Origin of the sequence: Methylobacterium sp., from assembly GCF_019745455.1 — a bacterium.
Lineage (GTDB): Bacteria > Pseudomonadota > Alphaproteobacteria > Rhizobiales > Beijerinckiaceae > Methylobacterium.
The window spans coordinates 49,801-75,955 of record NZ_JAIETD010000052.1 but is presented as its reverse complement, the minus strand read 5'-3'; the positions used below and the strand labels follow the sequence as shown (position 1 = coordinate 75,955).

Sequence of the window (26,155 nt, the reverse complement as noted above, 5' to 3'; positions counted from 1 at the left end):
GAGAAGAGCACCGAGGCAACGCCGTGCAAACCAATTTCACCGCGACGCAGCTCGCCGACCCCGCCATGGCGACGTCGGAGAAGATCCTGCGCACCTGCGTCCATTGCGGCTTCTGTACCGCCACCTGCCCGACCTACCTGCTGCTCGGCGACGAGCTCGATTCACCGCGCGGCCGCATCTACCTGATCAAGGACATGCTCGAAGGCGGCAAGCCCGCGACGGCGGAGGTGGTCCGCCACGTCGACCGTTGCCTCTCGTGCCTGTCCTGCATGACGACATGCCCCTCGGGGGTGCATTACATGCACCTCGTCGACCATGCCCGCACGCATATCGAAGAGACGTACCGCCGCCCCTTGAGCGATCGCCTCCTGCGCAGCGTGCTCGCCTTCATCCTGCCCTATCCGAACCGGTTCCGGCTCGCCCTTCTCGGCGCCAAGATCGGCGGCCCGTTCCGGCCTCTCGTCGCCCGGCTGCCGCGGGTGGGAAACCGGCTCGCCGCGATGCTAGACCTCGCCCCGGCGCAGCTGCCCAACCGCATCCCGAGCGACCGCCCCGGCACCTTCCCGGCCGACACCAGGGCGCGGGAGGCAAGCGCCATGCTGCAGGGCGAGGCGAGTCCCGGCAGGGCCGGCCGCGTCGCCCTGCTACGGGGCTGCGCCCAGAGCGTGCTGCGCCCGGATTTCAACGAGGCGGCGATCCGCCTCTTGACCCGGCACGGCGTCGAGGTGGTGCAGGCCAAGGGTGAAGGCTGCTGCGGCGCGCTCACCCACCACATGGGTAAGAGCGAGGAATCCCACGCCACCGCCAAGCGTACCATCGACGCCTGGATCGCCGAGATGGACGGCGCGGGTCTCGACGCGATCGTCATCACTGCTTCGGGCTGCGGCACGACGATCAAGGATTACGGCTTCATGTTTCGGGAAGACCCGGCTTATGCCGAGAAGGCGGCGCGGGTCTCGGCCATCGCCAAGGATGTGACCGAATACATGGCCAGCGTCGGCCTGATGCCGCCCGTCATCGATACCGACCTCGTCGTCGCCTACCATTCGGCCTGCTCGATGCAGCACGGCCAGGGTATCCGCACCGAGCCGAAGAACCTCCTGAAGCGCGCCGGTTTCACCGTGAAGGACGTGCCCGAGGGCCATATCTGCTGCGGCTCGGCCGGCACCTACAACATCCTGCAGCCCGAGATCGCCGCACGGCTGCGGGACCGGAAGGTTGCCAATATCGAGCGGATGCGGCCCGACCTCATCGCCACCGGCAATATCGGCTGCGCCACTCAGATCGGCACCGGAACGACGATCCCGATCGTCCACACGGCGGAATTGCTGGACTGGGCGACCGGCGGGCCGAAGCCGGTAGCGCTGGAGGGGCTGGCGGATCGACAGGTGCTGGCGGCGGCGGAATAGCCTACGCCGCGTCGGCCAGCGCTTTCAGGTCGGCGCCGCGAGCCATGTGGAGCGAGGCGTCGAGGATCTCGATGCCGCCGACACGACCTTCTTCATCGAGATCGAAGATGATGCCGGGGCGAACCTCCTCGCTCTCGACGATGACGTCATCGGAGAAGCCGAGGTAGAGTGCGTCGACCTGTGAGTCGTAGCTCGTCTTCATCTCGGCGGACTCCTCACGGACGCCAACACGAACACCCGGATCGCGGAGGACAGGTTCTGCCCGCCGCGCTCGGCGTCGATTTCGCCGATCAGTGCCTGCACCGATTGCTGCCGGGTCTCCGCGATCTCGCGCAGGGCCTCCCAGAACGGCGCCTCCAGCGAGACGCTGGTGCGGTGGCCGGCGATCATGACCGAGCGCTTGGCGATGCCGGTGCTCACCCCTCCTCGTCCCGCCCGACGAGCTTATGCCCCTCGTGGCGCGAGACCTCGATCGCCTTTTTCCTCTCGGCCAGGGTCTTGGCCTTCTTCGGGCGGCCGAAGAGGATGCGGTTCTCCTCCGCCTTGGCCTCCTTCTCGCCGCGCGCCTTGGCCTTGCGCGCGGCCCGCAGGTTGATGATCTCGGCCATCGCTATTCCGCGCTCGGCGCCAACATGGTCTCGGGGCGCACGACCCGTTCGAACTCCTCCTCGGTGACGTAGCCGAGCCGGAGCGCCTCTTCCTTCAGGGTGGTGCCGTTCTTGTGAGCGGTCTTGGCGATCTCGGCGGCTTTGTCGTAGCCGATCGAGGGGGCGAGGGCCGTCACCAGCATCAGCGAGCGGCTCATGAGGTCGGCGATCCGATCCTCGTTGGCCTTGATTCCGACGACGCAATTGTCGGTGAAGCTCACCGCGGCGTCGGCGAGAAGCCGCACCGATTGCAGTACCGCGTTTGCGATCACCGGCTTGAACACGTTGAGTTCGAAATGGCCCTGGCTGCCGGCGAAGCTCACCGTGGTGCCGTTACCGATGACCTGGGCGCAGACCATCGTCATCGCCTCGGCCTGGGTCGGGTTGACCTTGCCGGGCATGATCGAGGAGCCGGGCTCGTTCTCGGGCAGCGAGAGTTCGCCGAGGCCCGAGCGCGGGCCGGAGGCGAGCAGGCGGATGTCCTGGGCGATCTTGAACAGGCCGGCGGCGAGCGCGTTCAACGATCCCTGCGTGAAGACGAGGGCATCGTGGGTCGCCAGCGCCTCGAACTTGTTCTCGGCCGACGTGAACGGCAGGCCAGTGAGCTCCGCCACCTTGGCGGCGAAGCGCTCGGCGAATTCGGGATGGGCGTTGAGTCCGGTGCCGACCGCGGTACCGCCCTGTGCCAAAGCCAGCACGCCGGGCAGGGTCGCGGCGACGCGGGCGCTGCCGAGGGCGACCTGGGCGGTGTAGCCGGAGAATTCCTGGCCGAGGGAGACCGGCGTCGCGTCCTGAAGGTGGGTACGGCCGATCTTGACGATATCGGCGAAAGCCTTGGATTTCGCGTCGAGGGCGCCGTGGAGATGGGTCAGGGCCGGCATCAGCCGGTTCTGGATCTCACGGGCGACCGCGATGTGCATGGCGGTCGGGAAGACATCGTTGGAGGATTGGCCCCGATTGACGTGATCGTTGGGATGGACCGGCGACTTGCCGCCGCGCTTGCCTCCGAGCCGCTCGTTGGCGAGACTCGCGATGACCTCGTTGGCGTTCATGTTGGATTGCGTTCCGGAGCCGGTCTGCCAGACGACCAGCGGGAACTCTTCGTCGTGATCGCCGGCGACGACCTCCGCCGCCGATTCGGCGATGGCGCCCGCGACTTTGGGGTCGAGACCGCCCAGATCCTGGTTCACCAGGGCCGCGGCCTGTTTCACGATTCCGAGGGCGTGGACGAGCGGCGCCGGCATATGCTCGGTGCCGATCTTGAAGTTCTGGATCGAGCGCTGGGTCTGCGCACCCCAGTAGCGATGCGCCGGAACCTCGATGGGGCCGAAGGTGTCCGACTCGGTGCGGGTGGCGGAAGTGTCCTGCGGCGACATCGTGGCCTCTTAGGTCGGGGGTCGTGCGACCCTACTTATCGAGTGTGACGCGCAAGCGCGATGCCGTCCGGGCGCCGCGCCGCAACATCGACGCCAATCCGTCGCGTGTCGACAGGGAGTCTGAATGGCCGAAGCGATCACCCTCGGCGGCGATGTGGGAACGCGGTTCCGTCCCGTCGTCCCACCGCCTCTGCGCGAGCAGCCGGGCCTGTTCAGGTTCCTCAAAGCCGTCCGGGCGAATCCGATCACGACCTGGCTCGAAGAGCACTTCACGCAACCTGTCGTGGCGGGGGAGGGTGCGCTCGGGCGCGTGACGGTAGTGAGCGACCCGGTGCTGATCCGCTATCTCTATGTCGACAACGCCGCCAACTACCGCAAGGACGACCTGCAGCGCCGCGTCCTTGCACCAGGCCTCGGCAACGGCCTCCTCACCGCCGAGGGCGAGGAATGGCGCCTGCAGCGGCGCACCTTGGCGCCGATCTTCTCCGCCCGCCACGTCCAGGGTTTCGCGGCGGCGATGAACGCGGCCGGCGCCCGCATCGCGCGCCGTATGTGCCGCCGCGACGGCGCCACGGTCGATATCGCTTTGGAAATGACACGGGTCACTCTCGACGTCCTCGAGCGAACGATCTTCACACAAGGCCTCTCCAGCGATCCCGATGCCCTCGGCCGCGCCATCACCCGCTTCCTCGAGGCGGTCGGGCCGATCGACCCCCTCGACGTGTTCGGCGTGCCGAGCTTCGTGCCACGCATTGGACGGCTCCGGGCACGTCCGGCGACGCGCTTCTTCGAGGAGGTGGTCGACGAACTGATCGCGAGGCGGCGCGCCCTCATGGCGGCCGGCAGCGCGCCGGCCGACCTCCTGACCCTGCTATTGCAGGCCCAGGACCCGGAGACCGGTAAGGGCCTCACCGATCTGGAGGTGAAGGCCAATATCGTCACCTTCATCGCGGCAGGCCATGAGACAACGGCCAATGCCCTGACCTGGGCGCTCTACTGCCTCTCTCAGGATCCCGTCAGCTTGCGGCGGCTGGAGGAGGAGGTCGATGGGGCGGGGGAGGGCGACTTCGACGTCGACGCCCTGCCTTTCACGAAGGCGGTGATGGAAGAGACGATGCGCCTGTTCCCACCGGTGCCGTTTATGAGCCGCCAGGCCATCGCGGAGGACCGGATAGGCCGAATCAAGATCCCGCGGAATTCGCTGGTGATGGTCGCGCCCTACGTCCTTCACCGCCATCGAACGCTATGGGACGATCCAGGGGCCTTCGTGCCGGATCGTTTTCTGGGAGAGAATCGTTCGGCGATCCCGCGATTCGCCTACCTGCCTTTCGGAGCCGGACCGCGGGTCTGCATCGGCCAGAGCTTCTCGCTGCAGGAGGCGGCTCTTGTGCTCGCACATTTGGTGAGGGCAGTGCGGTTCGGACTACCCGAGGGTCACGCCCCGATCATCCCGGTCCAGCGCGTGACGCTGCGGCCGGAAAGCGGATTACGGATGAGCGTGACGAACCGGGGCTGAAGCCGCCGTTCAGCTCTTCTTGCGGAAAGCGTCGAGGCTGACGACTTCCGCACTGTTCTCCGACGGCGTCGTGTTTTCAGCCGCCTCAGGCTTCTTCACCACAGGACGAGTGCCCTTCTGGTCCTCGGCGTTCTGCGCCGCCGCGGGCAGGAGCTTTGGAGCTCCAGCGAATGGGGTGAGGCTGTTGCCCTGGCCGGCCGTTTTCGGCTTCAGCTCGGCGGGTTCTGAGGCCGCGCCACGGGGCACGCCATTCGGTGCGGCCGCTTGCGGACCATCCACATCGCCGGCTTCCTCCGATCCGTCATTGAGATCGAACTTAAGCCCGAACTGGACGGACGGATCGAAGAACCCAGTCAGCGCATCGAAAGGTACCAAAAGCCGCTCCGGCACACCGGAGAACGACAGGCCGACCTCGAACGTGTGCTCGGTGACGCCGAGGTCCCAGAATTGGTGTTGCAGGACGATCGTCATGTCCTGCGGATATTTTTCGCGCAGGCGCTGCGACATCCGCACGCCCGGAGCCTCGGTGCGGAACGAGACGTAGAAATGGTGGTCACCGGCTAGGCCCTCGCGGGCGGCATCGGTGAGAACCTTGCGGACGACGCCGCGCAGCGCGTCCTGAACCAGGAGATCGTAGCGGATCAGATCGTCTGCCATCGTCGGTCGCCCTGCCCGGTGCCTGCCGGTCGTTCCGCGCAGTCGAGCGCACCGGATCGCATATAAACGTTAAAGTGGAGGCTTCTGTTGCCAGGTGCCTCCGAACCCCGCCTATCCGATGCTAACCGGTAGGACTTCGTTTGGTATTGGGGACCGCTTACGCGGCCACCGCCACCGGAGCAAAGTTGTCATTGGCAACTATTGCAGAGGCCCGATAACGGCGGAACCATGCCGAGCGAAAGCTCAACCTTTACGCCCTCGTCGATCCTATTTCGCCCCCGCCGAAACCCAGGCAGATGACCCTTCTGCGGACGTTGCGTCCAAAGGCCCTGGGTCTTGGTGGAGGCGCCGGGTACCGCCCCCGGGTCCGATAGGTTTATTTCGAAGACCGTTTATCGCCATAGCCGACCTTGCGGCCGGCTAGAGGAATATAGAGGGAGTCCGGTCGGTTTTGAAGCCCGATCATGCGATCTTGGTGCCGGACGACGCGCCTGTTGCTGGAAACGCGCAGCAGACCGGGCTGCCCATGGCGGAAGCGCGGCGCGACGCCGCATCTCTGTCGCGCTTCGCCGTACTCTGGCGTGGACTCCTGGGCCTCGGCGTGATCACCCTGCTGGCGCTCCTCTACCTTGCCGCGGCAAGCCTGTTGGCGCTCATGCTGGTCCGCGTGGGCGGCGACCTCATCGACGGGATAGACCCATTCCTTGCCGAGGGGCAGCGTCCGCGATTGTTTCCACGCGCGCTGGCGATGCGCGAGCTCGCCGTCGACGTCGTCAGACAGGTGATTCTGGCTGTCCTCGTGATCGGCACGGTCATCCTGCGGGACAGGGTCAGGTGGCGCGAGACCCTGGCGATCGAGCGCGTACGCCCGCCCGGCCTGCGGGCGGGTCATCTGCTCGCGATTCTCCTGCCATGGCCGTTCCTCCATATCCTGTGGGTGAACGGGGTCGCAGAGGCTTTCACCACGCCCTTCGGCCGGCATGTCCGGCTCGCTCCCGGCATGCCCGTCCCCGCCATCGTCGCCTGGCTCATCTACGCGGCGATCCTGGCGCCCCTCGCCGAGGAACTCCTCATGCGGGGCGAGATCTTCGCGAAGGCGAAGGCCTACATGGCGCCTGCCGCCGCGGTGATCGCCACCGCATTCCTGTTCGCCTTCGCCCACGTCTCGCAGGCCGGCATCGCGCGCCCGGTCTCGCTGCTGCCCCTCGCGCTTCTCCTCGGCTGGCTGCGCTGGCGCACCGGGCGCCTCTGGCCCTGCATCGTCCTTCACGCCTGGAGCAACATGGCGGTCGTGGCTTATGTCCTGTGGCCGGAGGCCCGGTGACGGCTCGCCAGTTCCCGCCGATCGCGGTATCGCCTGGGTCAAAGATCCAGGGTCCCCGATGATCGCCTATCACGAACTCCTCGCGCGCATCCTCGAACATGGTGTCTCCAAGGACGACCGCACCGGCACAGGCACCCTCTCGGTCTTCGGCCATCAGATGCGGTTCGACCTCGCCGCAGGCTTCCCCCTGGTGACGACGAAGCACCTCCACCTGCGCTCGATCATCCATGAATTGCTGTGGTTCCTCTCGGGCGACACCAACGTGCGCTACCTTCAGGACCACGGCGTCACGATCTGGGACGAATGGGCGGACGAGAGCGGCGATCTCGGGCCGGTCTATGGCCGCCAATGGCGCTCCTGGGCGACGCCCGACGGGCGCTCCATCGATCAGATCGCCTGGGTCCTCGACGAAATCCGCCGCAACCCGGATTCGCGGCGCCTCGTGGTCTCGGCCTGGAACCCGGCCGACCTCGACAGGATGGCGCTCGCGCCATGCCACTGCCTGTTCCAGTTCTACGTCGCGGAGGGGCGCCTCTCCTGCCAGCTCTACCAGCGCTCGGCCGATGTCTTCCTCGGCGTGCCATTCAATATCGCGAGCTATGCGCTCCTGACGGCGATGATGGCCCAGGTGACGGGTCTACTGCCCGGCGAATTCGTCCATACGCTGGGCGATGCCCACCTCTACCGCAACCATGTCGAGCAGACCCGGCTCCAGCTCTCGCGCGAGCCGAGAGCACTGCCGCGCCTCGCTCTGAACCCGGAGGTGCGCGACCTCTTCGCCTACCGTTTCGAGGACATCGCGATCGCAGGCTACGATCCTCATCCCGCGATCCGCGCGCCGATCGCGATCTGAAGAGAGCATTTCGCGATGTCTGCATCCCAGTCCAAAATCGTCGTCATCGTCGCGGTCGCGCGCAACGGCGTCATCGGCCGCGACAACCAGCTGATCTGGCGCCTGCGCAGCGACCTGCGCCGGTTCAAGAGCCTGACCATGGGAAAGCCCCTGTTGATGGGGCGCAAGACTTACGAGTCGCTTGGCCGGCCGCTGCCGGGTAGGCGGACCCTCGTTCTGACCCGCGATTCATCATTTACGGCCGATGGCGTCGCCGTCGTCCACGATTGGGACGAGGCGATTGCGGCCGCCGGTGACGATGACCTGATGGTCGCGGGGGGAGCGCAGATCTATGCACTGGCGCTCCCCCACGCCGACGCGATCCATTTGACCGAGGTCGATGCCAGCCCGGAGGGCGACACCGTATTTCCGCCTTTCGATAGGGCGGCCTTCCGTGAAACGATGCGTGAACGGCACCCCGCGGCGGAGCATGACGACCACCCGTTCGATTTCGTCGACCTGATACGGTTGACCTGACTCCTTCATCCGTAGCCGCGACCCATTGTGCAGGAGGCGCCGTCGCGGTTGCCTTTCCCGCTAACGATGCCCACTTCCGAGCCTTGACAGGACCAAGACGCCGAACGCAGGTGCTTGGGACGCGTGTCCGCCCGCTGGCGGCTCATCCAAAACCCCATGCGTATCGGCGGATCTGTCGAGAAGACAGGCGACCGCTCGAGTAGGAGAGATCGGCCAGAATGCCTTGGAGCAATCAGAGCGGCGGCGGTGGCGGAACCGGGGGAGGGCCCTGGGGGCGTGGCGGCGGCGGCAATGGCGGTGGGCCTTGGGGCGGCGGTGGTGGCGGCGGCGGCAAGACCCCGCCCGACCTTGAGGATCTGCTCCGGCGCGGACAGGATCGACTGCGCGGCGTGATGCCGGGCGGCGGAATGGGCGGGGGCCGCGGCGTTCTCGTTGCAGGCGCCCTTGTCCTCGCAGGCTGGCTGCTCACCGGCTTCTACAAGGTGGAGCCGCAGCAGGTCGGCATCGAGACGATCTTTGGCCGCTACACGAATACGACCAGCGACGGCCTGCACTATAACTTCCCGTACCCGATCGGTGGCGTCGAGAAGCCGAATGTCGGCCAGGTCAACAGCGTCGCGGTCGGCTACCGCCCCAACCTCGGCAGTCAGAGCCGCGGGCGTGACGTGCAGGAGGAGAGCCTGATGCTCACGGGCGACGAGAACATCGTCGACCTCGATTTCGAGGTGCAGTGGCGCGTCAATCCGCTGAAAGCCTCCGACTACGTGTTCAACCTCGCCAATCCCGAGGGCACCATCAAGGCTATCGCTGAAAGCGCGATGCGCGAGGTCGTGGGACGCCGCAACATTCAGCCGATCCTGACCAACGAGCAGTCGAGCGTCGCTCAGGAGGTCAAGGAAATCACCCAGAAGGCGCTGGACGAGTACGGCGCCGGCGTCCGTATCGAGGTGGTGCAGCTCGTGGCGGTGAATCCGCCGCCAGAAGTTCGACCCTCCTTCATCGACGTCAACGCGGCCCAACAGGATGCCGAGCGCGTCCAGAACGAAGCGCGCACATATGCGAGCCGCGAGGTGCCTCAGGCCCGAGGCAAGGCGTCCCAGATCGTGCAGGCCGCCGAGGCGTTCAAGACTCAGGCGACCGCCGAAGCCACCGGTCAGGCGGCCCGGTTCCAGCAGGTCTATGAATCCTACAAGGTCGCCCCGGTCATCATTCGCGAGCGGATCTTCCTCGAGACCATGGAGCGCGTGCTCGGCTCGGTGAACAAGGTTCTCATCGATCAGGGCGGTGCGAGCGGCACTGCCGGAGCGGCCGCCGCGGGTGTGTTGCCGGTCCTGCCCCTTACGGATTTCGGTCGCCAAGCCCCAGGCTCGGCCAATGCGGGAGCGGCACGATGAACGGTCAGGTCATCCGTACCGGCTCGGCGATCCTCGCCGCCGCCATCGCCGTCGCGCTCTATGCCTCTGTCTTCACAGTCGGGCAGATGCAGCAGGCACTCGTCCTCCAGTTCGGCCGAGTGAGGGCCGTGCTCAACCAGACCGGGACCGACAAGCCGGGTCTCTATTTCAAGATCCCCTTCATGGAGAACATCGTTCTCTTCGATAAGCGGGTTCTCGACCTCGACCTGCCGGTCCAGACCCTGCTCACCGCGGACCGTCAGAACCTCGAGGTCGACGCCTTCGCTCGGTATCGCATCTTCGACCCGCTGAAGTTCTACCAGTCGGCCAACAACATCCCTCGCGCCAACACCCTGTTGGCGAGCTTCACGAATTCAGCCCTGCGCAACGTGCTCGCGCGTTCGACGCGGGATGCCATCGTGCGAACCGGCCGCGCCGCCCTGATGAACGAGATCCAGGATGATGTGAATCGTCAGGCCAAGGATCTCGGCGTGCAGATCGTCGATCTGCGCATGACTCGCGTCGATCTGCCGGCCGCCAATTCGAACGCCGTCTACGAGCGTATGAAGACGGAGCGGAATCGAGAGGCAACCGACATCCGCGCGACCGGCAATCAGTTGTCGGCGACGATCAAGGCGAAAGCGGACCGAGACGTCACGGTCATCCTTTCCGAGGCGAACCAGACCTCGGAGACGCTGCGAGGCCAGGGCGAGGCGGACAGGAACCGCATCCTCGCCGAAGCCTATGGCAAGGACGCCGACTTCTTTAGCTTCTACCGGTCGATGCAGGCTTACGAGACCGGCCTCAAGGGTTCGGGCGAAACCCGGCTCGTGATCAGCCCGAACTCGGACTTCTTCCGCTACTTCGGCGATCCGCAGGGGCGCAGCCCCAACGGCGCGCCGCGAGCCGCCCGCGATCCGGGCGCCACCGGCTCGACGGCGCGATGACGCAGCGCCGAGGGTGGGCGCCCGCCCACCCTTGATCGCGGCAATGGCTCGGACGATCTAAAGGCGTTGTTTCCATCGTGAGGTCGATCATGATTTTCGTTGCGCGTGCCGCGAAGGCGTTTCCTGTCCCGGCCTTTCGGCGCCGCGCCCAAGCGGCCGTTGTCAGTCTCGTCGTCGGCGCGTCGGTCGCCTTTGCCGCGCCCGCCTCTGCCAAGGGCCCGGAATCCTTGGCCGATCTCGCCGAGCAGGTGACCGACGCAGTGGTCAACATCTCGGCCTCCACCACCGTGGAGCCGCGCGCCCCGTCGAGTCGGACCCTGCCGCAATTGCCGCCCGGCACCCCGTTCGAGGATCTGTTCGAGGACTTCTTCAACCGGCGCGGTCAGCGCGGCGGCGGCGATCGCAGCGAGAACGAGAGCCCCCGCCAGCAGCAGCGCAAGTCGAACTCCCTCGGCTCCGGCTTCATCATCGACGCCTCCGGAATAGTAGTGACCAACAATCACGTCATCGGCGACGCCAACGACATTCAGGTCATCCTGCACAACGGCACGAAGCTGAAGGCCGAGATCATCGGCAAGGACCCGAAGCTCGATCTCGCCGTGCTGCGGGTGAAGCCTGAGGCCGACAAGCCGCTCAAGGCGGTCCCGTTGGGAGATTCCGATAAGATGCGGCCGGGCGACTGGGTCATCGCCATCGGCAATCCGTTCGGCCTTGGCGGCTCTGTCTCGGCAGGCATCGTTTCGGCCCGCGGCCGCAACATCGAGTCGGGCCCGTACGACAATTATCTCCAGACCGACGCGGCCATCAACAAGGGCAATTCCGGCGGCCCGCTGTTCAACATGAACGGCGAGGTCATCGGCATCAATACAGCGATCCTCTCGCCCACCGGCGGCTCAGTCGGCATCGGCTTCGCGGTACCGACTGGCACGGCCGGTCCGGTGATCCAGCAGTTGCGCGATTTCGGCGAGGTCCGCCGTGGCTGGCTCGGTGTGCGCATCCAGAACGTCGACGACGTGACGGCCGATGCGCTTGGCCTCAAGGGGGGCGCCAAGGGCGCGTTGATCGCGGGCATCGACGAGAAAGGCCCGGCGAAATCGTCCGGCCTCGAAGTCGGCGACGTTATCACCCGCTTCAACGGCACGGTGGTTCAGTCGTCGAGCGACTTGCCGCGGATCGTAGCATCTACGCCGGTCGGCAAGACGGTGGAGGTCATCGTCGTGCGTAAGGGTCAGGAATCGACGAAATCTGTCACCCTTGGACGGCTTGAGGACAACGAGAAGCCCCAGCTCGCGAATGTCCGGCAGCCCGAGCCAGAAAGCGCGATGCGACAGGCGCTGGGCCTGAGCCTGTCGGGCATCACCGACGAATTGCGCCGCCGCTACGGCATCAAGGATACACTGAAGGGCGTCGTCGTCACCAAGGTCGATCCCAACTCGACGGCGAGCGACAAGCAGATCAAGCCCGGCGAGGTCGTTGTCGAGGTCGGCCAGGAGGCGGTTAGCACGCCGGCTGACGTCACTAAGCGTGTCGACCAGATCAAGAAGGAAGGCCGGAAGTCCGTTCTGCTTCTCGTCGCTAGCGCCACTGGCGACGTGCGCTTCGTGGCGATCAGCCTGGAGTAGGCGGAAGCCACCATCCTGGTCGCGTAGTTCCGGGTCCGCCAGCGGCGCCCGGAAAGTCGGGGCGGGCGAGCCGGTCCGAGCTTAGCCAGAGAAGCCAGTTCTCATCACCAAAAGCTGTATCCCTGCGTTATCGGACGAACTCGCTCGCCGAATAGCCCTGCAGATAAAGCAGTGCGGTGAGATCGCCGTGCTCGACCTGGACCTTTGCTGCCGCAGCCACCTTCGGCTTGGCGCGGAAGGCGACGCCGAGCCCCGCCTCACCCAGCATGCCGAGGTCGTTGGCGCCGTCGCCAACCGCCAGGGTTTCGGCAGCTTCGAGGCCGAGCCGCGAGCGTAGCGCGATCAGCGTTGCCCGCTTCGTTTCGCTGCCGACGATCGGCTCTTCGACCATTCCGGTGAGGCGCCCGTCGCGAACTCCGAGCGTGGTAGCATGGGCCTCGTCGAAGCCGATCATGGTGGAGATCGGCCCCGTGAATAGGGTGAACCCGCCTGAGATCAGGCAGGTGTGGCAGCCATTCGCCTTCAGGGTTGCGACAAGAGTGCGCCCTCCTGGCGTGAGGGTGATCCGATCGCGGACGAGGTCGTCGACGATTCCGACCGGCAGATCGCGCAGCAGCGCCACGCGTTCTCGCAAAGCCGGCTCGAAGGCAATCTCGCCGCGCATGGCGCGCTCGGTGATGGCGGAAACCTGTTCGCGCAGCCCGATCGTATCGGCGAGCTCGTCAATGCATTCCTGCTCGATCATGGTCGAATCCATGTCGGCGAGGAACAGCCGCTTGCGCCGGTGGCGATCGGCGGGGAGTACTGCGACGTCGATCGGCTCCGCCGCGAAGGCGGCCCTGAGCCGCCTCGAGAAGGCTTCTGCGGCGGCGTCTTCCCCCGGAACCAGGAGCTCGGCCGCGACCTCACCGTGCAGGATCCGCGGCTGGTGATCGGTCGCGAGCACGGCCCGTGCTTCCGCCAGCACCGCATCCGTGATGGCGGGGACGCGCTCGTTTGCTATCAGGGTGGCGACGAGGGTCATCAAGGAGCCTGCCCATCTTGCCGCCGCTCGACGAGGAACGGCTCGCGCCGCCGCGCCCAGAGGGAGCGCCGGCGGCGATCCTCATCGCAGGGCCGACTGCATCGGGCAAGTCGGGTCTGGCGCTGGCACTGGCGTGCCGGCTCGGCGGTGTCGTCGTCAATACCGATTCGATGCAGGTCTATGCCGACCTCCATCGCCTTTCTGCGCGCCCGAGCCTTGGTGAAGAGGCTCAGGCGCCGCACAGGCTTTATGGGCATGTCGACGGGGCGGTGAACTACTCGGCAGGGCATTTCGCCCGCGACGCTTCGGCTTTGATAGAGAAGTGGGGTGGGACGGAAGGAATACCGATCTTCGTCGGCGGCACGGGGCTGTATTTCCGGGCGCTGGAAGAGGGCTTGTCCGACCTGCCTCCTGTTCCCGACGCGGTACGGTCGCAGGTCCGATATGAGGCCGAGGGCCGGCCAACTGAGGCGCTGCACGCCGAACTCAGCCTCCATGACCCGGAAGGGGCCGCCGCTCTACGTCCGAGTGACCGCGCAAGGGTGATGCGGGCCATCGAGGTCTTCGCCGCCACCGGTCGTCCGATCGCGGCTTTTCACGGCTCCCGCCGGCCCGGCCCGCTCGCCGGCCGCCCACTTCTGAAGCTCTTCCTCGCGCCAGAACGCGACCTGCTTCGAGCCCGCATCGATGCCCGTTTCGTCACAATGATGGATAAGGGTGCCCTCTACGAGGTCGCAAGGCTGGCGGAGCGCCGGCTCGATCCTCTCCTGCCGATCATGCGGGCGCATGGGGTACCCGGCCTGATCGCCCATCTCCACGGACAGATCGGCCTCGACGAGGCGATCCGGCGCGGTCAGGCCGATACGCGACGCTATGCCAAGCGCCAGTTCACCTGGTTCCGCCACCAGATGGGGGAGGATTGGCTCTGGGCAGCTCCGGACGAGGCGCTGGACCTCGCCCTCTCGCGCCTCAGCGCTGCAGCCGGGCGATGAGGCTCGACGTGTCCCAACGACTTCCGCCCATCCCCTGCACCTCGGCGTAGAACTGGTCGACGAGGGCGGCTACCGGCAACCGGGCGCCGTTGCGGCGGGCTTCGGCGAGGAGGATGCCGAGGTCTTTCCGCATCCAATCGACAGCGAAGCCGAAATCGAACTTGTCGGCGTTCATGGTCTTGCCGCGATTCTCCATCTGCCAGGAACCGGCGGCACCCTTGGAGATGACCTCGAGCACCGCCTCGACGTCAAGCTCGGCGTGCTTGGCGAAGTGGATCGCCTCGGCGAGACCTTGAACGACACCCGCGATGGCGATCTGGTTGACCATCTTGGTGAGCTGGCCCGATCCGACCGCCCCCATCAAGCGCGATGCCTTGGCGTAGGACATGATCGCAGCCTCGACGGCGCCATAGGTCGCCTCCTCGCCGCCGCACATGACCGTCAACGCGCCGTTCTCGGCGCCGGCTTGACCGCCGGAAACGGGGGCGTCGATGAAGCCGATCCCGGATTTCTCCGCCACGGCCGCCAGCGCACGGGCGATCTCGGCCGAAGCCGTGGTGTGGTCGACGAAGATCGCCCCCTTCTGCATGCCAGAGAAGGCACCGTCGTCACCAAGGGTTACGCCGCGCAGGTCGAGGTCGTTGCCGACGCAGGCGAAAACGATCTCCTGGCCCTGCGCCGCCTCGTAGGGCGTCGGCGCCGAGCGGCCGCCATGCTGGGCCACCCAAGCCTCCGCTTTCGAGCCGGTGCGATTATAGACCGTGACCTCGTGGCCTTTCCTGGCGAGGTGCCCGGCCATCGGGGCACCCATGACGCCGAGACCCAGGAACGCGACCTTCGCCATGACCAACCCCCAAACTGTGTATCCAATCCCGTCTAGGATCGAAGTCGCATACCGTCAAACGGTCGAAGGGGGGATTCAGCCGCCGGTGACGCTCATGTGGCGCGGCACCGCTGCGGGCCGCGCCCGCTCGATGACGAAGTCGTGGCCCTTGGGCTTCCTGGCGATGGCGTCGATCACGGCTTGCGTGACGAGAGCGTCATCGGGCGATGCGCGCAGGACAGAGCGCAGATCCGCCGCATCCTCCTGTCCCAGGCACATGTAGAGCTTGCCCGTGCAGGTGAGGCGTACGCGGTTGCAGCTCTCGCAGAAATTGTGGGTCAGCGGCGTGATGAAGCCGAGGCGGCCGCTGGTTTCGGCGATCCGCACGTAGCGGGCCGGGCCGCCAGTGCGGTCGGGGAGCGGCACCATGGTATAGCGCTGTTCGAGACGGGCGCGGGCCACCGAGAGCGGCAGGAACTGGTCGGTGCGGTCGCCCTCGATCTCGCCGAGCGGCATCACCTCGATCAGGGTCATGTCCATGCCGTCGCCATGAGCCCAAGCGATCATGTCGGCGAGCTCGTCCTCGTTGACGCCCTTCAGCGCCACCGCGTTGATCTTGACCTTGAGGCCGGCGCGGCGCGCCGTCTCGATGCCGTCGAGCACGATCTTGAGGTCGCCGCGCCGCGTCACGGCCCGGAACTTGGCGGGGTCGAGGGTATCGAGGGAGACGTTGACGCGCTTCACCCCCATCGCCGCGAGTTCGCCGGCGAAGCGGCCGAGCTGCGTCCCGTTGGTCGTCAGCGTTAGCTCTTCGAGGGCGCCGGTGTCGAGGTGGCGCGAGAGACGCCGGAACAGGTGCATGATGTCGCGGCGCACCAGCGGCTCACCGCCGGTGATCCGGAGCTTGCGCACGCCGCGGGCGATGAAGACGGCACAGAGCCGGTCGAGTTCCTCGAGGGAGAGCAGGTCCCCCTTCGGCAGGAACTGCATGTCGTCGGACATGCAATAGACGCAGCGCAGATCGCAGCGATCCGTCACCGAGATGCGCAAATATGTGATCGCGCGCTGGAACGGATCGACGAGCGGAGCCGGGACGTCGGTACGAAAGGCCACCATGGGGGCGACTGAACTCGACTCGTGGAGGAATTCTAGGACGGGATCGCGTGACGAACCTGGCATTCCAATCCATATGAGGGTTTGCCGCGCACTGGGCAAGTTCGCTCGCGCGCAGGGCAAGGTTTCACCACGAGCGGGGATCGACGATGAGCGACGAGCGCTGGCCCACCGAGATCCGGCTATCGGGCGACAAGCGGACCCTGACGGTGGCCTTCGACGATGGCGGCCGCTTCGAGTTGCCCGCCGAGTACCTTCGGGTGTCGAGCCCTTCGGCCGAGGTCCAGGGCCATTCGCCATCCGAGCGCAAGGTGATCGGCGGCAAGGAAGACGTAGCGATCATCAAGGTCGAGCCGGTCGGCAACTACGCCGTGAAGCTCACCTTCGACGACTTGCACGATACCGGCCTCTACGGCTGGAGCTACCTCTACGATCTCGGCCGCGAATACCGGAAGCGCTGGCGGACCTACCTGGAGGAACTCTCCGAGCGCGGCCTCAGCCGCGAGCCTTTGCGCCGGTCCGCCGCCAAACCGGCAGCGAAGCCCGAGGGGAGCTGCGGCAGCGGCTGCGGGTGCCATTGAGAGAGCTTCAGGGGGATCAGCTCCTGTCCGAGGCTTTGAATTTGTCAGCGGGCCTTTCGGGGACTGCTGCAGACCCTGGCGAGGTCTGCTTTCGGGCTATTGATGAGCCAGAGACCTGTAGCTGGAAGGGGTGGCTTTAAGCCCGTCTGTGGTTGTCTGCGGCATAGCTAAATTAACCTGGATGAAAATCGATATATTTGAGCATGTTACTTTCTAGCAATGGCGCCATGAGAATGATGTCCTCGTTAGGTCTGTATTCATTGCCTGAAAAAGAAGCAATTTGATAAGAAACAATCAGGCCATGATGAGGTTGAGGCTTCAGGATGCATGCCTCTGCTTATTTGACGCACCCGTGTGGAAGCGTGAAGCATCCTAGATGCAAGCTTAGCCTTTAAGGTCGCGGAGTTTCTAAGCAAATTAGATTTGAAGCTTATTGATTGGCCTCCGCACTTAGATGGTGGGAGAAATCGATGCGCGCTTTAGTCTGGCACGGGAAAGAAGACATCCGCTGCGATACCGTTACCGATCCGGAGATCGAAGACGGGCGCGACGTCATTGTCAAAGTCACAAGCTGTGCGATCTGCGGCTCGGACCTGCACCTGTTTCACAACCTGATCCCCGCCATGCTTCCCGGCGACGTCATGGGTCATGAGACCATGGGCGAGGTCGTCGAGACAGGGCGCGGGCTCAACGGCAAGCTCAAGAAGGGCGACCGGGTTGTCGTCCCCTTCACGATCGTCTGCGGTGAGTGCGACCAGTGCAAGCGTGGCTACTTTTCTGTCTGCCAGAAGAGCAACCGCAAGAAGTACCTCGCCGACAAGGTCTTCGGCCACGGCACCGCCGGCCTGTTCGGGTACTCGCATCTCACCGGTGGATACCCTGGCGGTCAGGCCGAGTATCTGCGCGTTCCGTTCGCCGATTCCACCGTCCAGAAGGTGCCTGACGGCATTCCCGACGAGAAGCTGCTCTTCCTCTCGGACATCTTCCCGACCGGGTGGCAGGCGGCGGTCCAGGCCGACATCCAGCCGACCGACACCGTGGCGGTCTGGGGCTGCGGGCCGGTCGGCCAGATGACGATCCGCTCGGCCATCCTGCTTGGTGCCGAGCAGGTCGTCGCCATCGACCATCTGCCGGAGCGGCTGGAGATGGCCGAGGCAGCAGGCGCCATCACCATCAATTTCGAGGAAGAGAATGTGGTCGAACGGCTGAACGAGCTGACCGGGGGCGAGGGTCCCGAGAAGTGCATCGACTGCATCGGCATGGAAAGCCATGTCAGCCTCTCCATGCCGGATACGGTTTATGACCGGGCCAAGCAGATCTTCATGGCCGAGAGCGATCGCCCGCACGTGCTGCGTGAGATGATCTACGTCTGCCGGCCTGGCGGCCTGATCTCGATCCCAGGAGTCTATGGCGGTTTGTCCGACAAGATCCCGATGGGCGCGGCGATGAACAAGGGCCTGACCTTCCGGATGGGGCAGACCCACGTTCAGCGCTGGACCGGCGATCTCCTTCGCCGGATCGAGGAGGAGCAGATCGACCCCTCCTTCGTCATCACGCACGAGGCCCCGCTCGACATGGGCCCCGAGATGTACCGGACGTTCCGGGACAAGCAGGACAGCTGCATCAAGGTCGTTCTCAAACCCTGACACTGTGTGGAGGGACCATGACGAACATCTCACTCATTCCGGGCCTCTCGAACATCGCGCGATCTGAGGGCGATCCGAAGGTTCTTCGCTCCGGGCCGAGTTCGCGCGGCATACCGGACAGCATCGCCAAAGGGCTCGGCTGGTTCAGCCTCGGCCTCGGTCTCACTGAGCTCCTGGCGCCCAGGCGCATCACCAGCGCACTCGGGATGGAGGGCAAGGAGGCCTTGGTGCGTGCCTACGGAGCCCGTGAGATCGGCAGCGGTATTCTCTCGCTGTCGATCGACAAAAAGCTCGGGCTCTGGAGCCGGGTCGCTGGAGATGGCCTCGACATCGCGACCGTGATGACGGCCCTGCGCCCGAACAACCCGAAGCGCGACAATGTCGTGATCGCTCTGGCCCTGCTGCTCGGCATCACGGCCATCGACCTGATTGATGCCCAAGCCACCACGATGCGGCACAGCCGCGGCGTGGGTCGGAGACGATCGTATCGGGACCGCAGCGGCTTCCCGCGTGGTGTCCAAGCATCCCGCGGTGCAGCTCGAGATTTCAAGACGCCGCCCGACCTGCGCCACGCACCACCCCTCGCAGCCGTATCATAGCGTACGTCCGCCGCTCGACGTAATCCGGACTATGAGCATGGGCGCTTCAGGCGAGGCTTAGACTGGCTTCTAGGATGAAGGTGGGTTGGGGGCGGGGCGTCCGCTTCCGGGCGAACGGCCAATGCCCGGTTGCCACCCTCACCAGCCCTTCCCACGATCGAGCTTGTCAAGTTCAGACCCTAGACGCTCCTCGGGCCCTGATGGGCCAAGTCGAGAGCGGCGAGAGCATCCGGCGTGTCCACGTCCTGAAGGACGGCATCGTCCATCGCGATTTCGATGACGTCCGTGCGCCCTGCCAGCAACGGCCCCGCGCCGCGATCGCCTGTCAGTCGCGCCAAGCCTTCCTCGAGTGCGTTGCGGTTCAGGAGCACCGGGTTACCGCGCTGGCCATCGTGGATCGGCACGACGGCCGAAGCCCGGCGTTCCGACGCCACGAAGGCCGCCGCGAGGGCGACGAGATGGTCGGCGCTGATGCGCGGCATGTCCCCGAGCATCACGACGGCACCGATGCAGGCCGAGGGCAGCGCCTCGAGTCCGGCCTTCAGCGAGGTGGAGAGGCCGGCGGCATGGTCGGCATTCTGCATGAAGGTCACGCCGAGGTCGTCGAGGGCTTTTCGGACGCGCCCCGCATGGGCGCCGAGAACCACGACGACGGGCTGTAGGCCGCTCGCCAGCGCCGCTTCGGCGGCATGCCGCACGAGCGGCTTGCCGTCCAGGAGCGAGAGAAGCTTCGGTTCGGCCCCGAAACGGCTGCCGCGCCCTGCGGCGAGGAGGACGATGCCGACATTGTCAGTCATCGTCGTCGGCGCTCGTCCCGCCTTCCCGGGGCTGGGGCCGGGAGACGATCTCGGTAAGGAGGCCGCCGACCCCGAGGGCCACGATGTCGGCGCGCCGCACGGCGAGGCCGGCGAGTTCGCGCTGAAGCACCCAGTCGAATCCGTTCTCCTTGGGCGAGCGGGCGCAGCCCGGAGCGCCGATCACCGGTACGTCTCTTAAGGAGCCGACGAGGAGCAGGTTGCCGGGGTCCACCGGCATGCCGAGATGCTCGACATGGCCGCCAGCCGCCTCGATCCCGGCCGGGATGACGTCGCGCCGGTCAGCAATGGCCGATGCGCCGAAGATCACCACGAGGTCGGCGCCATCCGTCCCGGTGAGCCTCGCCAGGGCCGTTGAAACGGCATCCGATTCGTGGGCGACCCGAAGCTCGGAGACGATCGCTGCGCCGGCCGGATCGAGCCGATGCTGCAGGTTGCGCAACGTCTTCTCGATGGTCCTGGGCTTGAGCCCCGGAAGCATGGTCGAGATCACGCCGACGCGCTGCCGCGCATAGGGGGCGATTCGAATGGCCGGCTCGGGCGCCGAGGCGCAGGCGCGGGCAATAGCTTCGCCCGGTACGGCGTAGGGAATGATCTTGACCGTCGCCACCATCTCGCCCGCGGCCACCGGCCGGAACGGCGCAAGGGTCGCGAGGGTGATCGCCTCGTCGACGGCGTTGATCGCATCGACGCAACGCCGGTCGACCATGAGGAGGCCGGTGGTCTCGGCGACGAGATTGCAGCGGCCGGTGAAGGGGGCCTCGCGGCGCAGGCCAGCGCCGGCAATACGTTCGGCGAGGCGCGCCGCAGCTTCGTCCTCGCCGATATCGCCAGGCTCCAGCCTCGCCGCAACGAGGTCGGGAAGGCCCGCTTCATCGAGCAGGCGCAGTTCCTCAGGCCCGATCCGGTGACCCTTCTTGACGATCAGCGACCCGGCGCGGATCGTGTGGGCGGAGATCACCCCGGCGGCCTGGGCCGTCGGCACGCGGCCGAACTTCACGGGGCGCTCTTGCGCTGGCGGGCGACGATCTCGGCCAGGATCGAGACCGCGATTTCGGCCGGGCTGACGGCGCCGATATCGAGGCCGATCGGCGCCGCGATCCTGCCGATCTGCTGAGGCGACAGGCCGGCCTGCGCCAGGCGCTCGACGCGGGCAGCATGCGTCTTCCGCGAGCCGAGGGCGCCGACATAGAAGCACTCCGCTTTCAGCGCCGCGACGAGGGCCGGATCGTCGATCTTCGGGTCGTGCGTGAGGGCGAGGAGGGCGCAGTAGCGATCGAGCGGCGGCACCGCCGAGGCGAAGGCCTCGTCGGGCCATTGCGTGACGAGGACGGTGCCCGGAAAGCGATCCGGCGTCGCGAAGGCGGTGCGCGGATCGATGACGCTGACGGAAAGATCGAGGGCGGCGGCCATCGGGCAGAGGGCCTGGCTGATATGCACCGCCCCGATCACCACGAGCCGCACCGGCGGGACCTGCACGGTGAGAAAGACCTGCCGGCCCTCCAGCTCGACGAGGCCGCTCTTTCCCGACAGTAGACGGCTTTTCAGCAGGTCGGCGAGGGGATCGGCGGCGACTTCATCCTCGCGCACCACGCGCTGGGTGCCGTCGTCGAGGTCGGTGACCAGGATGCAGGCGCGGCGGGCGGCCCGTTCCGCGTTGAGCACCGTGAGGCTGTCGAGTTGCATGGCGTCGCGGCTCAATCGATCCGTTCGACGAAGACGCGGATGCGCCCGCCGCAGGACAACCCGACCCGCCAGGCGGTCTCGTCGGCGACGCCGAATTCGACGACGCGAGGCCGGCCGTCGGCGATGGCTTCCAGTCCCTCGGTGATGACCGCACCCTCGACGCAGCCGCCGGAGACCGAACCGAGGAAGCTGCCATCCTCGTCGACGACGAGGTGGCTGCCGACCGGGCGCGGAGCCGAGCCCCAGGTCTCGACGACGGTGGCCAAAGCCACTCGCCGTCCGGCCCGGCGCCAGGATTCGGCGGCCTTCAGGATATCGGTCTCGGCCGAGAGCATGGGAAACCTCCGTGCATTCCGCACGTGGCGGCTCTTCTCAAGGTAGGCTGTCGGCGCCGCAGAACAATCCATGCGGAATGATTCCGGTTGTAGCGTCGGCGCGCAGAAGATCGCTTTCACCCCGGCTAAGCCGAGGGTATCGGTCGAAGCATCGAAGGCACGGAGGATGGCGGTGAAAGTCCTGTCGTTGGTCGCCCTGGGTCTGGTGCTCGCCTCTGGCGGAGTCGCGGAGGCGCAGATCAAGATCGGGCTGTCGGCGCCGCTGACCGGACCGGACGCGCCGTACGGCCAGGGTATGCGGATGGGCGCCGAGCAGGCGGTCGCCGACATCAATCGCGCCGGCGGAATCAACGGGCAGAGGCTCGCCCTGGTGGTCGCCGACGATTCAAGCGATGCCAAGCAGGGGCTGGCCGCCGCCAGGCGCTTCGTCTCCGAGAAGGTTCGCCTCGTGGTCGGGCCTCTGGCGCCCTCCGTGGCCTCGGCCGTCCTCCCGTCCTACGAGGCCGCCGGCATCGTCGTGGTCACGCCGGGGGCTTCGTGGGCGCCGCTCACCGCTCGCGGTCTTTGGAACGTCTTCCGTATCTGCGGCAGCGACGCGGACCAGGGGCGTCTGGCTGGCGCCTATCTGGCGAAGGCGCATCGGGGGCGGCGCATCGGCATCGTCCACGATAAGACCGCTTTCGGGCGCGGTCTCGCCGACGAGGTTAGCCGGACGCTCAAGGCCGCCGGTGAGTCGGAGGCGGCGTTCGAAGGCTTCGACCGGGGCGAGCGCGACCTCTCGCGCCTCGTCGACCGGCTCGTCCGCGCCCGAGTGGAGGTCGTCTATCTCGGCGGCCTCGCCGGGGATGCGGCGGCGCTTGTAAGAGCGATGCGGGCTGCCGGCTTGTCCGCGCCCCTCGTCGGCAGCGACGGGCTGATCGACAAGGATTTCGTCGCCGAGGCCGAGGGAACCGTGATCACGGCGCAGCTCGAACCGCGAAAGCTGCCCGAGGTCAGAGCTCCGGACGCCAGAGGAGCCCCCCCGAAGCTCTCCCGCACGCCGGAATCGGACTCGATCGCCGGCCAGACCTACGCCGCCATCGAGGTTATGGCGCGGGCGGCCGAGCAGGCGAAATCGACGGAGGGCCGCGCCATCGCCGCTGTCCTGCATGGCGGCCGGACTGTGAGGACGCTGATCGGCGATCTCGCCTTCGATGCCGGCGGCGACCTTCGCCCTTCGGCCTACGCGCTTTATGCCTGGCGCCGCACTGCCGACGGGCGCATCGACTATCTCGGCAATCAGGTCAGCCCCTGAGGCGACGGGGCCGCCGAACAGTCCATCGGCATCGAACTTTCGAAACACCGTCTCTTCACGGGCAGTTCAGGCACGTGTCAGGGGATGAAGGCGGTAAAAGCTTGCGTGGATACGCCGCGAACATTATGTCCGGGTCACGCTTGCCGGTGATGCGCATCCGATCCGATCGGACCCGCCGCCTCCAGCGTTTTGCTGAACGGGTCGATTGTGGTGTCCCGGATCGCCTCGTTCAGGCGTCCGGCTGGAGATGGTGAATGGCGAAAGAAGAGTTGATGCAGTTCGACGGTCTCGTGATCGAGATCCTGCCGGATGCGCGCTACCGCGTGCAGCTCGACCAGGGTCACGAGATCGTGGCCTACACGGCCGGCAAGATGAAGAAGAACCGCATCAAGACCCTGGCCGGGGACCGCGTCACCGTCGAGATGTCGCCCTACGATCTTGAGAAGGGCCGCCTCGTGTTCCGCCACAAGGACGAGCGTTCCGCCGGTCCGCGCCCGCCGATCCGCGGTCAGTTCCGCCGGCGCTGAGTGGCGCGTCGATTTCCATTTCGTGGACGAACAGAGTTATTTGTTTCTTGGCGGGCTGCAGAAGCTTCAAGAGATTTTCCGCGCCGCGTGCCAAGCATGGCGAGGTCGGCGGCTATGGATTCCGGGCTCGCCTATGGCGCCCGGAATGACGATCGTGGTGACAATTTAGATCAGGCAGCCGAACCGCCCTCACTTCCCGAACCGCTCGAATTTCGGGAAACTCCGGGTCATCAGCGTGCCGGCATCGGCGCGGTGGCCCATCCAGCGCTCCAGGAGCGCCGCATTGGCGAGTCGGACCTGTCCGGCGCTGTCCCGCCACGGCAAACCCTGGCTCAGGGTGAACACGTAGGCATCGGTCAGCGTGCTCTGGCGGCAGCGCTGCAGGCGCACGCCCTTGCCGCGGACGAGTTCGGGCAACTCGGTGATCGGGAATACGAGGAGCAGGCGGTCGGCGCTGCAGACGACGACATGGTCGCCGACCGTCGCCGGGACCAGCAGCGTCGCCTTCGCCGGCTCGTCGAGACCGATGACGCCCTTGCCCTTCCGGGTGTTGGCGATGAGCGAATCCGCCGGTGCGAGGAAGCCGCGCCCGTCGGTTCCCGCCGCCAGGAGCTTGCCGCCAGGCTGGTAGGGTAGGGCGGCGACGATCTCGGTGCCGTCGTCGAAATCGACCATCAGGCGGATCGGATCGCCGAAGCCGCGCCCGCCTGGGAGCTTGGCCGCCTCCAGGGTGAAGACCTTGCCGTTCGAGGCCAGCACCAGGATCTTGGCCGTGGTCTCGGTGAGGAAGCTGATCTTCAGCGCGTCGTCGCCCTTGAAGGCGACCCCGGAGAGATCGGCGACATGGCCCTTCAGGGCCCGGATCCAGCCCTTGGTCGAGACGATGACGGTGATCGGCTCGCGCTCGACCATCGCGGCGGTGAAGTCGATTCCGGCTGTATCGGGCGGATTCTCCAGGGTGGTGCGGCGGGCGCCGATCTTGGTCTCGGGGCCGAAGGTCTTCTTCACCGCCCTGATCTGCTTGGTGATCTCGGCCCATTGCAGCTTGTCGGAGCCGAGCAGCTCTTCGATCCCGGTCTTCTCCGTCGTCAGCGCATCGAGCTCGCGCTTCAGCTCCATCTCCTCGAGCTTGCGCAGCGAGCGCAGGCGGGTGTCGAGGATGGCGTTGGCCTGGATCTCGGTGAGCTCGAACCGCGCCATCAGGGCGGGTTTGGGCTCGTCCTCCTCGCGGATGATGCGGATGACCTCGTCGAGGTCGAGATAGACGATGAGGAGGCCACCGAGGATCTCGAGGCGCCGCTCGATCTGCCCGAGGCGATGGCGCGAGCGGCGCTGCAGCACCACGCGGCGGTGGTCGAGCCATTCGCGCAGGGCTTCGGCGAGGCCGATGACCCGCGGCACCAGCCCGCCGACCAGCACGTTCATGTTGAGCGGAATGCGCGCTTCGAGCTCGGTGAGCCGGAACAGCGATTCCATCAGGATGACAGGGTCGACGCTGCGCGAGCGCGGCTCGAGCACGACGCGAACGTCCTCGGCCGATTCGTCGCGTACATCGGCGAGCAGCGGCAGCTTCTTCTCCTGAAGCAGCTCGGCGAGCTTCTCGATGAGTCTCGCCTTGGGAACGCCGTACGGGATCTCGGTGACCACGATGGTCCAGGTCCCGCGCCCGAGATCTTCCTTGGCCCACCGGGCACGCACGCGAAAACCGCCGCGTCCGGTGCGGTAGGCCTCGGCGATCGACTCGGCGCTGTCGATCAGGATGCCGCCGGTGGGGAAGTCCGGCCCCTTCACAAAGGTAAGGAGCTGAGCGGATGTCGCCTCCGGGCGGGTGATCAGGTAGAGCGCCGCGTCGCAGAGCTCGGCCGCATTGTGCGGCGGGATCGAGGTCGCCATGCCGACCGCGATTCCCTGGCTTCCATTGGCAAGAAGATTCGGGAAGGCTGCCGGCAGGACGACCGGCTCCTCCTCCTGGCCGTCGTAATTCGGCCGGAAGTCGACGGAATCGTCGTCGAGCCCTTCCATCAGGAGGCGGGCGACCTCGGTCATCCGGGCTTCGGTATAACGCTGGGCGGCCGGGTTATCGCCGTCGATGTTGCCGAAATTGCCCTGCCCGTCGACGAGGGGATAACGCTGCGAGAAGTCCTGCGCCATGCGCACCAGCGCGTCGTATGCGGCCGTGTCTCCGTGCGGGTGGTACTTGCCGATGACGTCGCCGACGATGCGGGCGCATTTCTTGAAGGCCGAGGCCGGGTCGAGCCTCAGCAGCCGCATGGCGAACAGGATACGCCGGTGCACCGGCTTGAGGCCGTCGCGTGCATCCGGCAGCGCCCTGTGCATGATCGTCGATAGCGCATAGGCGAGGTAGCGCTCTTCCAGCGCGGATTTCAGCTCGACGCTCTCGATGCCGTCGCCCGAATCCGGGTCGAAGGGCTGGTCCATCATGGTCTCCGACGGGGGTG

The 26,155-nt window shown here is 66.3% G+C and carries 27 protein-coding genes and 1 other RNA gene; 14 read left to right on the top strand and 14 right to left on the bottom strand.

What is annotated here, in order from left to right:
• Nucleotides 1–23: 23 nt before the first annotated feature.
• Nucleotides 24–1,409: a glycolate oxidase subunit GlcF gene (glcF, locus tag K2Y56_RS13195; RefSeq protein WP_292507966.1), complete on the top strand. Its 1,386-nt coding sequence runs from the start codon at nucleotides 24–26 to the stop codon at nucleotides 1,407–1,409.
• 1 nt (nucleotide 1,410) lies between these two features.
• Here the strand turns inward: glcF and K2Y56_RS13190 are convergent, their stop codons facing one another.
• The 4 genes from K2Y56_RS13190 to fumC are packed head-to-tail and all read right to left on the bottom strand — an operon-like array spanning nucleotide 1,411 to nucleotide 3,432.
• A complete protein-coding gene (locus K2Y56_RS13190; RefSeq protein ID WP_292507963.1) occupies nucleotides 1,411–1,611 on the bottom strand; it encodes a DUF2283 domain-containing protein in 201 nt (66 codons plus the stop codon).
• A complete protein-coding gene (locus tag K2Y56_RS13185; protein ID WP_292507960.1) occupies nucleotides 1,608–1,829 on the bottom strand; it encodes a ribbon-helix-helix domain-containing protein in 222 nt (73 codons plus the stop codon). Before K2Y56_RS13185 ends, K2Y56_RS13190 begins: the two co-directional genes overlap by 4 nt.
• A complete protein-coding gene (locus K2Y56_RS13180; RefSeq protein WP_292507957.1) occupies nucleotides 1,826–2,017 on the bottom strand; it encodes a DUF4169 family protein in 192 nt (63 codons plus the stop codon). Before K2Y56_RS13180 ends, K2Y56_RS13185 begins: the two co-directional genes overlap by 4 nt.
• A 2-nt stretch (nucleotides 2,018–2,019) precedes the next feature.
• Complete coding sequence (gene fumC / locus K2Y56_RS13175; RefSeq protein WP_292507955.1) at nucleotides 2,020–3,432, bottom strand: class II fumarate hydratase; 1,413 nt, start codon at nucleotides 3,430–3,432, stop codon at nucleotides 2,020–2,022.
• Between the two features lie 124 nt (nucleotides 3,433–3,556).
• Here fumC and K2Y56_RS13170 point away from each other — a divergent pair, with 124 nt between their 5' ends.
• Complete coding sequence (locus K2Y56_RS13170) at nucleotides 3,557–4,948, top strand: cytochrome P450 (RefSeq protein ID WP_292507951.1); 1,392 nt, start codon at nucleotides 3,557–3,559, stop codon at nucleotides 4,946–4,948.
• A gap of 9 nt (nucleotides 4,949–4,957) precedes the next feature.
• On the opposite strand, the gene K2Y56_RS13165 is transcribed toward K2Y56_RS13170, so the two are convergent.
• Both K2Y56_RS13165 and ssrA read right to left on the bottom strand, forming a co-directional pair.
• On the bottom strand, nucleotides 4,958–5,605 hold the full coding sequence (locus tag K2Y56_RS13165; protein WP_292507948.1) for a ClpXP protease specificity-enhancing factor SspB: 648 nt from the start codon (nucleotides 5,603–5,605) through the stop codon (nucleotides 4,958–4,960).
• Nucleotides 5,606–5,678: 73 nt separating this feature from the next.
• Nucleotides 5,679–6,065: a transfer-messenger RNA gene (ssrA, locus tag K2Y56_RS13160) on the bottom strand.
• Here ssrA and K2Y56_RS13155 point away from each other — a divergent pair.
• The 6 genes from K2Y56_RS13155 to K2Y56_RS13130 all read left to right on the top strand — a co-directional run bounded on the left by K2Y56_RS13155 (nucleotide 6,057) and on the right by K2Y56_RS13130 (nucleotide 12,261).
• Nucleotides 6,057–6,929, top strand: a complete 873-nt coding sequence (locus K2Y56_RS13155; RefSeq protein WP_292507945.1) for a CPBP family intramembrane glutamic endopeptidase — start codon at nucleotides 6,057–6,059, stop codon at nucleotides 6,927–6,929. The genes ssrA and K2Y56_RS13155 overlap by 9 nt on opposite strands.
• 58 nt (nucleotides 6,930–6,987) lie before the next feature.
• Entirely contained in the window at nucleotides 6,988–7,782 is a 795-nt protein-coding gene (locus K2Y56_RS13150) for a thymidylate synthase (RefSeq protein ID WP_292507943.1), read from the top strand.
• A gap of 15 nt (nucleotides 7,783–7,797) precedes the next feature.
• On the top strand, nucleotides 7,798–8,298 hold the full coding sequence (locus K2Y56_RS13145) for a dihydrofolate reductase (RefSeq protein ID WP_292507939.1): 501 nt from the start codon (nucleotides 7,798–7,800) through the stop codon (nucleotides 8,296–8,298).
• A gap of 218 nt (nucleotides 8,299–8,516) precedes the next feature.
• A complete protein-coding gene (gene hflK, locus K2Y56_RS13140; protein WP_292507936.1) occupies nucleotides 8,517–9,692 on the top strand; it encodes an FtsH protease activity modulator HflK in 1,176 nt (391 codons plus the stop codon).
• Nucleotides 9,689–10,639 (top strand): protease modulator HflC, encoded by a 951-nt coding sequence (locus K2Y56_RS13135; protein ID WP_292507933.1) that lies wholly within the window; start codon nucleotides 9,689–9,691, stop codon nucleotides 10,637–10,639. The genes hflK and K2Y56_RS13135 overlap by 4 nt, the downstream gene beginning before the upstream one ends.
• A gap of 89 nt (nucleotides 10,640–10,728) precedes the next feature.
• Nucleotides 10,729–12,261 carry a Do family serine endopeptidase gene (locus K2Y56_RS13130; protein WP_292507931.1) on the top strand — a complete coding sequence of 511 codons (1,533 nt, stop codon included), beginning with the start codon at nucleotides 10,729–10,731 and terminating at the stop codon, nucleotides 12,259–12,261.
• Nucleotides 12,262–12,388: 127 nt separating this feature from the next.
• On the opposite strand, the gene serB is transcribed toward K2Y56_RS13130, so the two are convergent.
• On the bottom strand, nucleotides 12,389–13,285 hold the full coding sequence (serB, locus tag K2Y56_RS13125; RefSeq protein WP_292507928.1) for a phosphoserine phosphatase SerB: 897 nt from the start codon (nucleotides 13,283–13,285) through the stop codon (nucleotides 12,389–12,391).
• Between the two features lie 17 nt (nucleotides 13,286–13,302).
• Here serB and miaA point away from each other — a divergent pair, with 17 nt between their 5' ends.
• Nucleotides 13,303–14,277, top strand: coding sequence for a tRNA (adenosine(37)-N6)-dimethylallyltransferase MiaA (miaA, locus tag K2Y56_RS13120; RefSeq protein WP_292507925.1), 975 nt, complete (start codon nucleotides 13,303–13,305; stop codon nucleotides 14,275–14,277).
• Here the strand turns inward: miaA and K2Y56_RS13115 are convergent.
• Both K2Y56_RS13115 and moaA read right to left on the bottom strand, forming a co-directional pair.
• A complete protein-coding gene (locus tag K2Y56_RS13115) occupies nucleotides 14,255–15,121 on the bottom strand; it encodes an NAD(P)-dependent oxidoreductase (RefSeq protein WP_292507922.1) in 867 nt (288 codons plus the stop codon). The genes miaA and K2Y56_RS13115 overlap by 23 nt on opposite strands.
• Before the next feature lie 75 nt (nucleotides 15,122–15,196).
• Nucleotides 15,197–16,216: a GTP 3',8-cyclase MoaA gene (moaA, locus tag K2Y56_RS13110; protein WP_292507919.1), complete on the bottom strand. Its 1,020-nt coding sequence runs from the start codon at nucleotides 16,214–16,216 to the stop codon at nucleotides 15,197–15,199.
• Between the two features lie 146 nt (nucleotides 16,217–16,362).
• Here moaA and K2Y56_RS13105 point away from each other — a divergent pair, with 146 nt between their 5' ends.
• The 3 genes from K2Y56_RS13105 to K2Y56_RS13095 all read left to right on the top strand — a co-directional run bounded on the left by K2Y56_RS13105 (nucleotide 16,363) and on the right by K2Y56_RS13095 (nucleotide 19,039).
• A complete protein-coding gene (locus tag K2Y56_RS13105; RefSeq protein ID WP_292507916.1) occupies nucleotides 16,363–16,794 on the top strand; it encodes a DUF971 domain-containing protein in 432 nt (143 codons plus the stop codon).
• A 470-nt stretch (nucleotides 16,795–17,264) separates the two neighbouring features.
• Entirely contained in the window at nucleotides 17,265–18,440 is a 1,176-nt protein-coding gene (locus K2Y56_RS13100; protein ID WP_292507912.1) for a zinc-dependent alcohol dehydrogenase, read from the top strand.
• 17 nt (nucleotides 18,441–18,457) lie between these two features.
• Nucleotides 18,458–19,039, top strand: coding sequence for a hypothetical protein (locus K2Y56_RS13095; protein WP_292507909.1), 582 nt, complete (start codon nucleotides 18,458–18,460; stop codon nucleotides 19,037–19,039).
• Nucleotides 19,040–19,218: 179 nt separating this feature from the next.
• Here K2Y56_RS13095 and K2Y56_RS13090 read toward each other — a convergent pair whose 3' ends face one another.
• From K2Y56_RS13090 to K2Y56_RS13075, 4 genes are read right to left on the bottom strand one after another with little or no spacing between them, the layout of a single operon-like run.
• Complete coding sequence (locus tag K2Y56_RS13090) at nucleotides 19,219–19,836, bottom strand: nucleotidyltransferase family protein (RefSeq protein WP_292507906.1); 618 nt, start codon at nucleotides 19,834–19,836, stop codon at nucleotides 19,219–19,221.
• Nucleotides 19,829–20,854 carry a molybdopterin-binding protein gene (locus K2Y56_RS13085; protein ID WP_292507903.1) on the bottom strand — a complete coding sequence of 342 codons (1,026 nt, stop codon included), beginning with the start codon at nucleotides 20,852–20,854 and terminating at the stop codon, nucleotides 19,829–19,831. The genes K2Y56_RS13090 and K2Y56_RS13085 overlap by 8 nt, the downstream gene beginning before the upstream one ends.
• Entirely contained in the window at nucleotides 20,851–21,540 is a 690-nt protein-coding gene (locus K2Y56_RS13080; RefSeq protein WP_292508049.1) for an XdhC family protein, read from the bottom strand. Before K2Y56_RS13080 ends, K2Y56_RS13085 begins: the two co-directional genes overlap by 4 nt.
• 11 nt (nucleotides 21,541–21,551) lie before the next feature.
• The gene (locus tag K2Y56_RS13075; RefSeq protein ID WP_292507900.1) at nucleotides 21,552–21,875 is read right to left on the bottom strand and encodes an XdhC family protein; all 324 of its coding nucleotides are present in this window, start codon (nucleotides 21,873–21,875) and stop codon (nucleotides 21,552–21,554) included.
• A gap of 166 nt (nucleotides 21,876–22,041) precedes the next feature.
• Between K2Y56_RS13075 and K2Y56_RS13070 the strand changes: the two genes are divergently transcribed.
• Both K2Y56_RS13070 and infA read left to right on the top strand, forming a co-directional pair.
• Nucleotides 22,042–23,169, top strand: coding sequence for a branched-chain amino acid ABC transporter substrate-binding protein (locus K2Y56_RS13070; RefSeq protein WP_292507898.1), 1,128 nt, complete (start codon nucleotides 22,042–22,044; stop codon nucleotides 23,167–23,169).
• 254 nt (nucleotides 23,170–23,423) lie between these two features.
• Nucleotides 23,424–23,696, top strand: coding sequence for a translation initiation factor IF-1 (gene infA / locus K2Y56_RS13065; RefSeq protein ID WP_055879197.1), 273 nt, complete (start codon nucleotides 23,424–23,426; stop codon nucleotides 23,694–23,696).
• 189 nt (nucleotides 23,697–23,885) lie between these two features.
• Here the strand turns inward: infA and parC are convergent, their stop codons facing one another.
• Complete coding sequence (parC, locus tag K2Y56_RS13060; protein ID WP_292508046.1) at nucleotides 23,886–26,135, bottom strand: DNA topoisomerase IV subunit A; 2,250 nt, start codon at nucleotides 26,133–26,135, stop codon at nucleotides 23,886–23,888.
• Nucleotides 26,136–26,155: the final 20 nt, after the last annotated feature.